Annotated in this window: 9 protein-coding genes and 1 pseudogene; 3 read left to right on the forward strand and 7 right to left on the reverse strand. The window is 47.6% G+C overall.

Going from position 1 to position 14,383, the window contains the following annotated elements; translation table 11 throughout:
- Nucleotides 1-12: 12 nt before the first annotated feature.
- Nucleotides 13-1,497, reverse strand: coding sequence for a glycerol kinase GlpK (gene glpK, locus SHEWPOL2_RS13045; RefSeq protein WP_037428871.1), 1,485 nt, complete (start codon nucleotides 1,495-1,497; stop codon nucleotides 13-15).
- Between the two features lie 423 nt (nucleotides 1,498-1,920).
- Between glpK and SHEWPOL2_RS13050 the strand changes: the two genes are divergently transcribed.
- Entirely contained in the window at nucleotides 1,921-3,207 is a 1,287-nt protein-coding gene (locus SHEWPOL2_RS13050; protein WP_037428873.1) for an FAD/NAD(P)-binding oxidoreductase, read from the forward strand.
- Between the two features lie 60 nt (nucleotides 3,208-3,267).
- Here SHEWPOL2_RS13050 and SHEWPOL2_RS13055 read toward each other — a convergent pair whose 3' ends face one another.
- The 5 genes from SHEWPOL2_RS13055 to leuA form a co-directional block, all read right to left on the reverse strand.
- Nucleotides 3,268-4,614 carry an outer membrane protein transport protein gene (locus SHEWPOL2_RS13055; protein ID WP_037428890.1) on the reverse strand — a complete coding sequence of 449 codons (1,347 nt, stop codon included), beginning with the start codon at nucleotides 4,612-4,614 and terminating at the stop codon, nucleotides 3,268-3,270.
- Between the two features lie 528 nt (nucleotides 4,615-5,142).
- A complete protein-coding gene (gene leuD / locus SHEWPOL2_RS13060; RefSeq protein WP_023265756.1) occupies nucleotides 5,143-5,748 on the reverse strand; it encodes a 3-isopropylmalate dehydratase small subunit in 606 nt (201 codons plus the stop codon).
- 24 nt (nucleotides 5,749-5,772) lie between these two features.
- Nucleotides 5,773-7,197 carry a 3-isopropylmalate dehydratase large subunit gene (leuC, locus tag SHEWPOL2_RS13065; protein ID WP_037428877.1) on the reverse strand — a complete coding sequence of 475 codons (1,425 nt, stop codon included), beginning with the start codon at nucleotides 7,195-7,197 and terminating at the stop codon, nucleotides 5,773-5,775.
- Nucleotides 7,197-8,291: a 3-isopropylmalate dehydrogenase gene (leuB, locus tag SHEWPOL2_RS13070; protein WP_037428879.1), complete on the reverse strand. Its 1,095-nt coding sequence runs from the start codon at nucleotides 8,289-8,291 to the stop codon at nucleotides 7,197-7,199. Before leuB ends, leuC begins: the two co-directional genes overlap by 1 nt.
- Before the next feature lie 51 nt (nucleotides 8,292-8,342).
- The gene (leuA, locus tag SHEWPOL2_RS13075; protein WP_037428881.1) at nucleotides 8,343-9,911 is read right to left on the reverse strand and encodes a 2-isopropylmalate synthase; all 1,569 of its coding nucleotides are present in this window, start codon (nucleotides 9,909-9,911) and stop codon (nucleotides 8,343-8,345) included.
- 495 nt (nucleotides 9,912-10,406) lie between these two features.
- Here leuA and SHEWPOL2_RS13080 point away from each other — a divergent pair, with 495 nt between their 5' ends.
- Nucleotides 10,407-12,185, forward strand: coding sequence for a diguanylate cyclase (locus tag SHEWPOL2_RS13080; protein WP_037428884.1), 1,779 nt, complete (start codon nucleotides 10,407-10,409; stop codon nucleotides 12,183-12,185).
- On the opposite strand, the gene recQ is transcribed toward SHEWPOL2_RS13080, so the two are convergent.
- Entirely contained in the window at nucleotides 12,167-13,990 is a 1,824-nt protein-coding gene (gene recQ / locus SHEWPOL2_RS13085) for a DNA helicase RecQ (RefSeq protein ID WP_037428886.1), read from the reverse strand. The genes SHEWPOL2_RS13080 and recQ overlap by 19 nt on opposite strands.
- Nucleotides 13,991-14,266: 276 nt before the next feature.
- Between recQ and SHEWPOL2_RS22745 the strand changes: the two are divergent.
- A pseudogene (locus tag SHEWPOL2_RS22745) lies at nucleotides 14,267-14,383 on the forward strand (thioesterase family protein); the annotation flags it as partial.

Here is a 14,383-nt window from a genome sequence, read left to right on the forward strand (position 1 = left end):
GCCTAAACGAAACTAAGAACGCGTTCTTGCCACCGCATCTTGCCAACCAGCGTATAACCGCTCCCTTTTACTCGCATCAATATTCGGTTTGAAGTGTTTATCGATACAGGCCTTATGCTCCAGCTCAGTTACCGAGTGCCAAAATCCAACGGCCAGCCCAGCTAAGAATGCCGCACCCAAAGCGGTCGTTTCGCAAACACTCGGCCGTAACACTTCAACATCGGTAATATCTGCTTGAAATTGCATTAAAAAGTCATTTGCGACCGCGCCACCATCCACTTTCAAACGCTTTAGACTGACGCCACTGTCTTTGATCATGGCATCGAGCAAATCCTTGCTCTGGTAGGCAATCGACTCTAATGCCGCGCGGATAATATGATTACGGTTAGCACCGCGCGTTAACCCAAACAATGCACCACGGGCATTGGGGTCCCAATAGGGTGCGCCGAGCCCCACAAAAGCGGGGACTAAATACACCCCATTAGTATCCGCCACTTTAGAGGCAAAATATTCGGTATCGCTGGCGTCGCGAATAAGTCCCAGCTCATCCCGCAACCATTGAATAGTCGCACCGCCCATAAATACTGAGCCTTCGAGGGCGTAGTTCACTTCACCTTGCGCACCTACCGCCACTGTGGTTAATAAACCATGGGATGAACGCACGGCTTTGTTACCTGTGTTCATCAGCAAAAAGCAGCCTGTACCATAAGTGTTTTTGGCCATTCCCGGCTCAACACAGAGCTGGCCAAAGAGCGCCGCCTGTTGATCGCCCGCAATCCCAGCGAGTGGAATTTCACTGCCCTCACCGGCAATACGGGTTGTGCCATAGACACTGCAGGAAGGTTTTACTTCGGGCAACATGGCAGCAGGAATATCGAGCGCCTCAAGCAGCTTACTATCCCAACTCAAGCTATGGATATTAAACAGCAACGTGCGAGCGGCGTTGGTGGGATCGGTCACATGCACTTTGCCTTCCGTGAGTTTCCACAGTAACCAAGTGTCAACCGTACCAAATAACAGTTCACCTCGTTTGGCCTTCGCACGTGCATCCGGCACATTATCTAAGATCCATTTGATCTTAGTGCCTGAAAAATAAGGATCGAGTAAAAGGCCGGTATTCTCACGCACATAATCTTCTAAGCCGTGCGCTTTCAGTTGCTCACAGATCTCAGCGCTGCGGCGACACTGCCACACAATGGCATTGTAAACCGGTTTGCCTGTGGCCTTTTCCCAAACAACGGTGGTTTCCCGCTGATTGGTAATACCAATCGCCGCCACTTCATCGCTGTGAATCCCCGCTCGAGCCAACGACTCAATAAGCACTGAACTTTGGCTTGCCCAAATCTCCATTGGATCGTGTTCAACCCAGCCGGGATTAGGATAAAGCTGAGTAAACTCCCGCTGTGAAACACTGACAATATTGGCATCGTGGTCAAACACAATCGCTCTTGAGCTGGTTGTGCCTTGATCTAACGCCACTACATATTTTTTCTGCACACTCTTTCCTTTCTTCAAGCCAAATCAACGCCATTGAGATTTTATGGTCAACATTATCGCCACAAAATTCCCTTGGGGTGAATATATTCTTAATGGCTGTCTTTGACCAGCATCGGCCGAAACAGTGAATAAAATCAAATAAATCATTAAGAAGATACTCAGGTGTGTAGCGTGTCCGATGACATACTGTTTGCTAGGGCAGCACTATTATCCGTTTATCTAGAATAAGGACAGCACAAGTGCATACGCCCGCTTAATTGCAGCCAAAATGCCCCTAAAGCATCAATGCGCCCAACTCGCTTTGCAAATAAACAAATACCTTCTACGCTTTATATAATTAGAAAAATCTAATTGATAAAATTTAGATTATACAAAGACCAAGGCAGGTTCTTTGTTAACAATATCCATTCGGAGGAGTAGATAATGAAAAGAGTCATTGTAATTGGGGCGGGACTAGGTGGCGTATCGGCAGCATTTGAACTCAAACAGCGACTGCCTTCCGATTGTGAAATAGGTGTGATCAGTGAAGGGGCTGACTTCCAATTTGTTCCCTCAAATCCTTGGGTAGCACTCGGTGAACGTAAGCGCGAAGACATCAGTCTTCCAATTGGAACCTACTTAGCTAAACGTAAGATTAGTTATTCCGGTGAAGGGGTGACTCATATAGATCCCATGAATAGGCAACTCACCTTAGGGGATGGTACAACAGATAATTACGATTACTTAGTCATCTGTACTGGCCCAAAACTCGCCTTTGAAAACGTCCCAGGTTCGGGCCCTGAAGGGTTTACTCAATCTATTTGTACCATTGATCACGCCGAAAAAGCCTATGAATGCTTTCAACAACTGCTCGCAAAACCCGGCCCAGTGGTAGTAGGCGCATTGCAAGGGGCAAGTTGTTTTGGTCCAGCCTATGAGTATGTGTTATCCCTAGAAAGCTTATTACGTAAACATAAAGTTCGTCAGCATATCCCTATTACCTTTGTGACCAGTGAGCCCTATGTGGGTCATATGGGGCTCGGTGGCGTTGGGGACTCTAAGTCACTTATGGAACATGAATTTAGAGAACGTAGCATCAAGTGGATTTGCAATGCTAAAACAACCCACTTTGAATCAGGTATGGCTTATGTTGACGAATTGGATCGAAAGGGCGAAGTAGAATTCCAACATACCTTACCCTTCTCCTTGGCGATGTTTTTACCGCCCTTCAAGGGCAGTGCAGCCATTGCATCGGTACCTGAGCTATGTAACGAGAAAGGCTTTGTTCTCACCGACACGTTCCAGCGCTCACCACGTTATCCAGAAATCTATGCCGCCGGCGTGTGCGTAGCACTCCCACCATTGGAAAAAACTCCCGTACCCATTGGCGTACCTAAAACGGGTTTTATGATTGAATCTATGACCACTGCCATTGTGGATAATATTCTTTCCAGTTTAAAAGGCGAGCCTCCCAAGACCCATCCAACACTTAATGCTATTTGTTTGGCCGACATGGGAGATAAGGGTGCCGCCTTTGTGGCTCTCCCCCAAAATCCTCCCCGCAATGCTAACTGGACATCTATGGGTAAATGGGTACATGTGGCCAAAATTGCCTTTGAGAAATACTTTCTCTACAAAGTCCGCAATGGTACTAGCGAACCTATTTATGAAAAATATGTACTCGGCAGTTTAGGCATTCACCGCACCCACGAGCCTAAGGATCCGGAATAACAGCTCAGCGTCAGACAAAAAAGCCCTGAAAATTCAGGGATTTTTTAATCAAACTTGATATTACATCTTGTAGCTCATTTGGATACCAGCTAACCAAACATTACCGCTCGCTTCACCGTTAAAGTTAACAGTCGCTAGGTTTAACAGATTTTGCTGCTCGTTAATTGGCGCATCACCCGTGGCACGGATATAGGTCAGTGCAAAATCAACATTCAGGTTTTTAGTCGCCTGATAGCCCGCACCAACAGAGAACCACAGACGGTCTGAGTCAGGGATAGTTGTCGTGCGCCACTCATCATTTGCGGCGGTTTTATCTAAGGCAACACCAGCTCGAACTAACCAATCATTGCTCACTTGGTAAGTCGTACCTAAAGCAAAACGCCAGTTATCTTCAAAGTGCTCTTCTTTCACTAAGTCAGACTCTAAACCACCCTTTGGTTTTACTTCGCCAGGGAAGTACGCCACTAACTGATCGAATACACTCCAATCGGTCCAGTTAACACTGGCGTGCATCGCCCAGTTATCCGTTAATTGGTGATAGGACGACAGTTCGGCAAACGCAGGTAACTCAAGGGGTAAATAACCTTCGATTGACAGATTTTGACCACCATCGTAAATCACTCCTGAAGCATGACCATCTAGATCAAGCTGCACGCCACTGTGGTAAGCCAAACCTAAACGATGGGCAGGGTTAATTTGCCAGCTAGCACCGAGTTGCCAACCGTAGCCAATGTCATCACCCTTCATGCTTTTGAGTTCAGTGCCACCAGGAGGCAGCATACCAGCTACTTGTGGAGGTAAACCGGGTTTAATTTTATCCACCCAGCCCGGTAACGAAGCACCGATTTCACCTTCGCCATAAACGATACGCACACCACCACCAACACTGACGGCATCATTGATGCGGTACGCAATGTTTGGATTAAACTCAACGGTCGTTACTGATGTCTTGTTACCAAAAATGGCCGCAGCATGGGTCGCTGGCAATTCAGTGGCGAGACCATAGTTAGAGTTTACCGCTAGACCCCAAGTCCATTGGTCATTTAACTGATTGGAATAATAGAAGTTAGGTACCAAAGCGTCATCGGCTACGTCGATAGCATCACCGTTCATCACGATTGGATTAGGACCAAGCAGAGGCGAGCTTAGGCTTACATCACCTTTTACATCCACATTTGGCATCACATAGATACCACCAGCAGATAACTGGCGACCTTCTAAATAGGTCAGCATCGCAGGGTTGCGCGCTTGTGCCGAAGCATTATCCGCCATCGCAGCTTCACCGGCGAAGGCACGGCCTAGGCCAGTTGCTGAGTATTCGGCAAGTTGAAAACCTGCGGCATGGACTTGAGTCGTTGTACTTAATAGGGCCGCAGTCACAGCCAAAGTCAGAAGACGTTTTTGCATCATTATTCTCGAAAAATATTATTGTTATCTTGTGCCATTCACGGGATCACAATGGCGCTCACACAAAATAGAGCAAACACTCCATATTGAATGCTCGGCAGTTTACTGATGCAGAAGATGTTTGCAACAAGCGAGAATAAAACAGATAAAAAAACTAGCCAAAACAATCTAATCAATATTTTTAGTGAGATAAATCACTTTTAAAACAAGAATAATCAGTGCATTTCCAAAGGAAGATTTGCTGAAAGCATTTTCAAGGCAAGCACCACAAGAGTTAAATTAATTTAAAAACAACACATTAAACAACATAAAACTCCTAAACACTTGTAAGCCGTTTTGTTCATAAAAATTCAGCACAAATCACTAGCAATCATTTTCCTTACCATACAGGAAAACCGCCATTCATTTTAAAATAATAAATACAATAAATTACATTTAGCCGCTTAAGCAGAAATAACAAAAACGCCTAGTTTTCGAACTAGGCGTTTAAGATTAACTTCTATTAAGGTACAAGTGTTCGCTGAATGCTTAACATCGCCAACTTGGGATTTGTGATTCGTATTCGCTGATCTGCATTCCGTGGGACAAGGTCAATCCAATGGCATCTAATCCATTCAGCAATTTATGTCGCGCCGACTCGGCCAGTGTAAAGCTAAACTCAGCCCCCGAAGGCGATGTCACCTTACAAGTGGTTAAGTCGACGGTGATTTGTGCGCCTTCTTCGCTCGCCACCTCATCCATTAACTGACGCACTTCATTCGCGCTCAGCTTCACCGGCAACAAACCGTTATTGATGGAGTTTCCATAAAAAATATCGGCAAAACTGGGGGCGATAATGGCGCGCAGGCCAAAATCCGCTAATGCCCATGGGGCGTGTTCACGGCTAGAACCACAGCCAAAGTTTTCCTGTGCCAGCAGAATCGACGCACCGCTATAGCGAGGCTTGTTTAGAGTGAAATCAGGGTTAGGCACATCCCCGGCATCATCGAGATAACGCCAGTCGTGGAATAAGTGCACACCGAATCCATCCCGCGTCACCTTAGATAAAAATTGCTTCGGGATAATTTGATCGGTATCGATATTGGCGCTGTCGATCATGACCGCAAGCCCGGTATGGCAAGTAAAAGGTTGCATTAACTTCTCCTCTTGGGATGACGGTTAGTAAGGTTTACGGATATCGACAAAATGCCCAGCAATCGCCGCTGCAGCAGCCATCGCCGGACTCACCAAGTGCGTGCGACTACCACGGCCTTGGCGCCCTTCGAAGTTACGGTTGCTAGTCGAGGCGCAGCGATCACCCGCTTCTAATCTGTCATCGTTCATCGCTAAACACATAGAGCAGCCCGGTAAACGCCATTCGAATCCGGCATCAATAAAGATTTTATCTAACCCTTCGGCCTCGGCCTGTGCTTTCACTTGGCCAGAACCCGGCACTACGATTGCCGTAACGCCCGCAGCCACTTTGCGCCCTTGCGCCTGTTTCGCCGCACTGCGTAAATCTTCAATCCGCGAGTTAGTGCAAGAGCCGATAAAGACCTTATTGATCGTCACATCCGTCATTGGCGTACCAGGAGTTAATCCAATATATTCCAAAGCTTTTTCCATACTAGAACGAATCGTTGGATTGGTCTCATCAGCAGGATTAGGCACGGGCGCATCGATGGCAACCACTTGCCCAGGGTTAGTACCCCAAGTCAATTGCGGCGCGATATCGGCCGCATCTAACACGACAGTGGCATCAAATTCAGCGCCAACATCGGTTTTCAGCGCCTTCCAGGCGGCGACGGCTTGTGCCCAATCTTCGCCCTTTGGCGCAAACTCACGACCTTCTAGGTAATCGAAAGTGGTTTGGTCCGGCGCGACCATGCCAGCCTTAGCGCCCATTTCAATCGCCATATTGCAGACTGTCATGCGCCCTTCCATCGACAGGGCTTCAATGGCCTCACCACAAAACTCAACCACATAGCCAGTACCGCCATCCATACCAATCTTACCGATAATCGCAAGTACGATATCTTTAGCAGTGACACCATCGGTGACCTGACCACGGACTTCGATTTTCATGGTCTTGGCTTTTAATTGGCGCAGGGTTTGGGTCGCCAATACATGCTCAACCTCAGATGTGCCAATACCGAAGGCCAGAGCGCCAAAGGCGCCGTGGGTCGCGGTGTGAGAATCACCACAGACAATCACTGTGCCGGGTAAGGTAATGCCAAGCTCAGGCCCCATCACATGCACAATGCCTTGATTCGGATGGTGAATGTCATATAAGCGCACGCCGAAGTCTTTACAGTTTTGTGCCAAGGTCTCAACCTGAGTGCGCGCCATAGGGCTTAAAGCATCTAGACTGGCACTGCGTGTCGAAGTGTTGTGATCCATGGTCGCGAAAGTTTTCTCTGGGGCGCGTAACTTACGCCCAGCCACTTTTAAGCCACTAAAGGCTTGAGGCGATGTCACCTCATGGACTAAATGTCTGTCGACATAAATGATTGGTGCTTCGCCCTCTGGGGTTGCCACTACATGGGCATCCCACACCTTTTGATACAGGGTTTTCGGAACGCTTGATATTGAAGGATTAGTCATTACACACCTGCCTTAACTGCATCGGCGATAAAGTCGCCCATTTCGACTGTCGATTTGGCCTTATGGCGTTGGTCACTACTTAATAGCTCACCGGTTAAATAGCCAGAATTGAGCGCCTTACTCACGGCACGTTCAATCGCGCTTGCCGCTTCTTCTTGCTTTAAGCTGTGACGCAGCATCAGCGCGGCCGACAGAATTTGTGCAATCGGGTTAGCGATGCCCTTACCGGCGATATCCGGCGCACTACCACCAGCGGGTTCAAACAAACCAAAGCCAGTGCTATTCATGCTCGCTGAAGACAACAAGCCCATGGAGCCAGTCAGCATGGCGATTTCGTCCGATAGAATGTCACCAAACAAGTTAGAGCACAGCATCACGTCAAACTCATCGGGGCGGCGTAGCAACTGCATAGTCGCGTTATCGATATAGATGTGTTCCAGTTCAACATCGGGGAAGTCCACCGCCACTTCTTCTACCACTTGGCGCCACAGCACCGAACAAGCTAAGACGTTTGCCTTATCGACCGAAGTGACTTTTTTACGGCGTCCGCGGGCGGCTTCAAAGGCAATGCGCGCAATACGGGCAATCTCGCGGCGGCTGTAACGCATGGTATCGAAGGCTTCTTCGCTCTCACCTTCACCTTGGCGCCCCTTAGGCTTACCGAAGTAGATCCCACCCGTTAACTCACGCACGCAGAGAACATCGAAACCTCTAGCAGAAATATCGCTGCGCAGCGGTGACATATGTTCTAAACCATCATGCAATTTTGCCGGGCGCAGGTTACAAAACAATTCGAAATGACCACGTAATGGCAATAATGCACCACGCTCTGGCTGTTCATTGGGCGGTAGTTTTTCCCATTTAGGACCACCGACAGAACCGAATAGAATGGCATCGGCCGCTTCACAACCTTTCAGTGTTGCTTCAGGCAATGGACAACCATGATTGTCGATAGCGATACCACCGACATCATATTCAGTGTATTCAATATTAAGACCAAAACGCGCCTCAACCACCTTTAACACCTTACGTGCCTCGGCCATCACTTCTGGCCCAATCCCATCCCCGGCTAATACTGCAATTTGATAACTCATACGCCCGCTCACTCCTTCAATGTGAAAACTTTATGCTCGATATCGCTTGGGTTACACGCCACCCAGCTCTCTGTTTTTATGCATATTCTGTTTGTAATCTGCGACCTTATCGGCGCGGCATGTCAAGTTCATCACATGCACTAACGCACGGGCTGATGCCTCAACCACGTCGGTCGCTAAGCCGACACCGTGGAAATTTTGTTCATGGTACACCGCGGTAATGTCGACCTGGCCCAGGGCATTTTGCCCTACGCCTTTCGCACCTAATTTGTAGCTGATGATATCGATACGACGGTCCGTCGCACGGGCGATAGCGTTATAGGCAGCATCAACAGGGCCATTGCCTGTGGCGGCCTCAGTTTTAATCTCACCGCCGACATCGATGCGCACAGTGGCCGTAGCTACGCCTTCGGTGGAGTCGGACTGCACCACTAACTGCTGTAATTGATAAAAGTTATCTTCTGCGGCTTGTGTCTCCATGAAGGCTAAGGCTTCTAAGTCATAATCGAAGACTTGGCCCTTTTTATCCGCCAATTTTAAAAACTGTTCATACAGGGCATCCAAGTTGTAATCCTGCTCGCTGTAGCCCATTTCCTCCATGCGATGCTTAATCACATGACGGCCGGAGCGCGAGGTCATATTCAGATTGTTACGATTCAGGCCGATGCTCTCTGGCGTCATAATTTCATAAGTGTTTTGCGCTTTTAACATGCCATCTTGGTGAATCCCCGACGAATGGGTAAAGGCATTAGCGCCAACAATCGCCTTATTCGACTGGATCGGCATATTGCATAATTGGCTGACTAAATTTGAGGTGCGGTGAATTTCCTTCGCATTAATCCCCGTTTCAAACCCTAGCAGGTTCTTACGGGTCGCTAAGATCATGGCGATCTCTTCTAAAGAGCAGTTACCCGCACGCTCACCAATACCATTCATGGTACATTCGATTTGGCGCGCGCCATGCTGCACAGCAGTAATCGAATTGGCGACCGACAGACCTAAGTCATCGTGGCAGTGAACCGAAATAATGGCTTGGTCGATATTCGGTACGCGATTAAACAAAGTTTGAATAATGCTGCCAAACTCGCTTGGCACTGTGTAGCCCACAGTATCTGGGATATTGATGGTGCAAGCCCCCGCGTGAATCGCCGCTTCCACCATACGGCACAAATTATCAATCGGCGTACGCCCCGCATCTTCGCATGAAAATTCAACATCATCGGTAAAACGACGGGCATATTTCACTGCACCGACCGCCATTTCCAACACTTGATCGAATGAACGCTTTAACTTGCTCTCAACATGGATGGTCGAGGTGGAGATAAACGTATGAATGCGGAACTGATCAGCCACCGATAATGCCTGAGCGGCGGCATCAATATCTTTTTCCAAGGCGCGGGATAATGCGCACACTCGGCTATTTTTAATGGTGCGAGCAATGGTTTGCACCGACTCAAAATCACCGGGGGAAGATACGGGAAAACCGACTTCCATCACATCGACACCGAGACGTTCCAACGCCATGGCGATCTGTAACTTTTCTTTGACCGACAAGCTTGCCGCTAACGCCTGCTCGCCATCACGTAAGGTGGTATCAAATATAATGACTCTGTTAGACATCGGGTTTCTCCATGGAACGTCACCGTTCATTATTTAACTTTTGCTGTATTCAGATACAAAAAACCCCGCAACATCGGTGCGGGGTTTTTGAGTGTTTTGCCTATCTATCGAGCGAGCAACACTAAGACCTCCGCGTTTGTGGCGCGAGAGAGAGAAGGAGGAGGTCGAGTTTGCCGCTAATTCTATTCATTTAAATTAAATATTTATTCTGTTGATTGAATATTGCTTTGGTTAATATTTAACTTGCTTGGCTAAATGTGTCAACCCCAATTTTTTTCATGTTCCTTAATATATCTGCTGCAAAATGGCAGAAACAGATATGTTTGTCTCAAGGTTTTATTGTTAATCCCTTGCAATACAAGATAAATAAATTAAATGCTGCACCTCAAACTTTTAACAAAAAAATCATTTTTTATGCAAAAATAGCCTGAGACACGTTATAATCCTCGCCCGAAGTTACGGATACTAGAATAAATGCACGGTATGGAGCAAAAAATGGATTTTCGCGTCTTAGCGCTGAGCCTATTATTGTGGCTTGTGCCGTTATGGGCTTGCGCTAATGAGCAGTTAGATAAATTGACATGGGAAGTTTATCAGTATCCAACCAAGGCTTTGGCACAAATTACCGCATTAGAAAAGCAGCAACAAACTGATAATACTAGCAATATTGATAAGCTTCGCCTCAGTATATTGAAGTGTCAAAACCTGTTACAACTCGGTGAAAATGAAGCGGCGATTAATCTTTCGCAAATGGGTGAAGCCAATGCTAAACAGCTTAAGTTAGATCAAGCACGCCCCTATTTTTTGAATTGTCAGGCCGATGCCTATCTAAATTACGACAATATTAAAGATGCATTACCCATACTGGACTCCGCAATCACTCTTGCTAGACGCTACCAGCAGCCTCAAGCCCTTATCGATGCACTCCGATTAAGAGGGCAACTGGATACCAATACGGAGAATTTTTCCTCCGCAATTGAAGATTTACGCATCGCTATTGATATCTATCCCGATATCCATACTCAAACGCAAAATTGGGTCTGGCCGCCAGAGGGTTATGTCTATGCTGCGATGGGGAGTTTACTCTATGCCACCGAAGATTTACCCCAAGCCATGTATTACACTAGATTGGCATTAAAAAGTGCTGATGCCCAAGGAAAAGTCCGGCATGTACTGCTGAGCAATGCCGCGCGGATTGCACTAGATAATGGTGAGCGTGAATACAGTGATCAACTAGAAAAACAAGCCAAAACTTTACTACCAGAAATAGGCTCCCCACTTGAACTCGCCTACAGCTATGCCATTCTGGCTTCAATTTCCCTTGATAAAGGCAAAATTGATACGGCCGAAGAGTATATCTCCATTGCAATGAACACTTTTAAGCAGCAAAAGCAACAGGTTGCTATGATGCGTTCCACTCGTTTACTCGCTCAAGTACGATTTGCACAACATAGGGATGAAGCAGCGCTAACACTCATGCACTCTGCCATTGAACAAGGCGAAATGCTTAAGCAATACACTGATCTTAAATGGTTTTATGGTATATTGAGTGATTATTACCACACTCAAGATAACGACAAACTCGCCTACGAATTTTTACAAAAGCGCTTCGATGCCGCAGAACTGGCTAACGAATCAATAAACAACATGCGAATTTTGCAGTTTAAAGCCAGATTAAATCAGCAGGGATTACAGCAACTCAGCGCAGATGATCCACAGAGCAATCCCACCTTACTGGATGAGCTGAATGTAGATTGGGCCTTTAGCACCTTGTTTTTAGTGAGCATGACACTCTTAGGTGGCGCCATTTGGTACTTTATTGATAAGCAAAATAAACACGCCCCATCACCTGACACCAAATCCAAGCGCCTTGCACCTATTCAGCAGCTTGAGCTCACCCTGCATAGTGCCAAACAGGGCGCTTATCCACTGACATTATTACTTTTTAATGCTAGCCAAATTCGCCAAGTCGATCTGCCAACCTTGATCGATAAATTACAAGATAAACTCCGTGAGCAAGACATACTATTACGGTATTCGATGGATGAAATTGTGATAGTGCTACCTTACACCTCCGCCCGTGGCGCACAACGAGTCGTCAACCAATTAACGCCCACAATTCAAACATCACAAGGATCAAGCAAGGTCAATATCGGGATTGCAGTGATGCAACAGTTTGATACGTTGGATTCTTTAGTGAAACGTGCCAACATCAATCAACTCAGCAAACTCAAGGTGACCGATACACAAAACGACTACTCCCCCGCTAAATAAGCGGCTATTTCGTCGAGGAACTCACCGCCAAATCGACTGAGTTTACGCTCCCCCACGCCATTAACTGCCAGCATTTCCCCAGGGCTTGTCGGCATCATAGCCGCCATTTCCGCTAAAGTAGCATCGTTAAACACCAGATAAGGCGGCACATCCTGCTCTTCGGCAATAGTGCGGCGCAGTGTTTTAAGGCGGGCAAATAACTTGCGATCATAGTTAAGCGGCACTCTCGACTGTGTCGTTTTACGCTTTATGCTGGTGAGTTGAATGCGCGGCTCTGCCAACATCAGCGCCACCTCGCCCTTAAGGATCGGTCTTGCTGAAGGATTTAAGGTGATGGATGAGCCACGAGTAATATCTTGGCTTGCCAGACCCAAATGGATCAGTTGGCGAATAACACTCAGCCAATACTCATGGCTCTTATCTTTACCAATCCCCCATGTACTGAGCTTATCGTGGCCACGGTCAACAATCGCGGCCCCCTTGGAGCCACGCAACACTTCAATCAAATGATTAATACCAAAGCGTTGCCCGAGACGATAGATGCAAGAAAGCACCTTCTGCGCATCTTCGGTGCCGTTATAACGCTTAGGCGGGTCAAGACAAATATCACAGTTACCACAGGGTTCTAATGCGCTTTCATCGAAGTAATGCAACAGCACTTGGCGCCGACAGGTTTGCGCCTCGGCAAAGGCGGCCATGGTATTGAGTTTATGGAAATCCACCTGCTGCTGCGGCCCTGGCTCCGATTGCTCGATAAGATGGCGCACTCGACCAATATCAGCGGGATCGAACAACATAAAGGCTTCGGCCTCGAGTCCATCACGGCCCGCTCGGCCAGTTTCTTGATAATAGGCTTCGATACTCTTAGGGATATCGTAATGCACCACAAAGCGCACGTTCGATTTATTAATCCCCATACCAAAGGCAACGGTCGCAACAACAATATCTATTTGATCTTTAAGGAAGCTATCCTGCACTTCGCCGCGCTCTTCTGCCGTCATGCCCGCATGGTAAGCCTTAGCATGAAACCCTTGCAGGGTGAGCCTTTCTGCCACTTCATCCACACGGCGACGACTGCTGCAGTAGACAATGCCGCTACTGCCATTTTGTTGCAGTAAAAACTGTCGTAATTGATTCGCGGCATTGAGCTTTTCGGCAACCGTATAGCGAATATTGGGCCGATCGAAACTCGATAGTAATCTAAAGGGATTAATCCCTAGGCGCTCACAAATATTTTGTCGCGTCGCCTGATCCGCGGTGGCGGTGAGCGCCATCATTGGCACATGGGGAAAGAGCTGCTTTAACTGCCCAAGGGCGGCATATTCGGGTCGAAAATCATGTCCCCACTGGCTGATGCAGTGCGCCTCGTCAATAGCAAACATCGACAGCGGCAGTGACTGCATGCGCTCGATAAAATCAGCCGTCAGCAACCGCTCAGGGGACACATACAGCAGTTTTAGCTCGCCTCGATGCAACTGCCTAAGCACCTCTACACTCTGCTCCCGCGGCTGCGATGAGTTTAAATAGGCGGCATTGACCCCCGTCTGCAACAGGCTGTCGACCTGATCTTTCATCAATGAAATCAGCGGTGATACCACGATAGTGATGCCAGGCATCAGCAGTGCGGGCAACTGGTAACACAGACTCTTACCGCCGCCGGTGGGCATGATCACCAGGCAGTCCTCACCACTGCATACACGTTCGATAACCTCGCGCTGACCGTCCCTAAAGTCACGGTAACCAAACACCTGCGCCAGGCGTTGAGACAGCGGATCATCATGTATGTCGAGTAACTGAGTTTCCATGGATCTTCTAGCTAAAAAGTAAGGGCGCCTATTCTAAAGGACAGAATCGCTCCTGTCTTGCGCCATCTTTGCCCAAACTGGCCCACGCCAACAACTAGAGGATAGGCTTAGCCTACTTCCACAGCTCATCACAACACCGAAGACGATTTGCCAGCACAGCGGCTTAAGTTGCATTAGGCATAGGCTTAGCGGTAGATTAATTGCTCTAAGTCGAATGCCATTGCGCCCGCTTAGACCCTATTCTAAGAAGCCCTACAGCCTACAAGGACGAACAGCATGACAACCCCAATTCAAGCCAAAGTACTCAAACGTGTTGCCGAAGTGTTTGACCTGCACGTACCGTTTCATAATTTATTGGGTCTGGATATCAAGCGATACGACATAGATGGCGTT

This window comes from Shewanella sp. POL2 (genome assembly GCF_000282755.1).
GTDB lineage: Bacteria > Pseudomonadota > Gammaproteobacteria > Enterobacterales > Shewanellaceae > Shewanella > Shewanella xiamenensis.

Bases quoted from the DNA above. Each gene is read 5' to 3' on its own strand.
- SHEWPOL2_RS13050 (WP_037428873.1), top strand. From the start codon at position 1,921: ATGAAAAGAGTCATTGTAATTGGGGCGGGACTAGGTGGCGTATCGGCA.
- SHEWPOL2_RS13055 (WP_037428890.1), bottom strand. From the start codon at position 4,614: ATGCAAAAACGTCTTCTGACTTTGGCTGTGACTGCGGCCCTATTAAGT.
- leuD (WP_023265756.1), bottom strand. From the start codon at position 5,748: ATGCAACCTTTTACTTGCCATACCGGGCTTGCGGTCATGATCGACAGC.
- leuC (WP_037428877.1), bottom strand. From the start codon at position 7,197: ATGACTAATCCTTCAATATCAAGCGTTCCGAAAACCCTGTATCAAAAG.
- leuB (WP_037428879.1), bottom strand. From the start codon at position 8,291: ATGAGTTATCAAATTGCAGTATTAGCCGGGGATGGGATTGGGCCAGAA.
- leuA (WP_037428881.1), bottom strand. From the start codon at position 9,911: ATGTCTAACAGAGTCATTATATTTGATACCACCTTACGTGATGGCGAG.
- SHEWPOL2_RS13080 (WP_037428884.1), top strand. From the start codon at position 10,407: ATGGATTTTCGCGTCTTAGCGCTGAGCCTATTATTGTGGCTTGTGCCG.
- recQ (WP_037428886.1), bottom strand. From the start codon at position 13,990: ATGGAAACTCAGTTACTCGACATACATGATGATCCGCTGTCTCAACGC.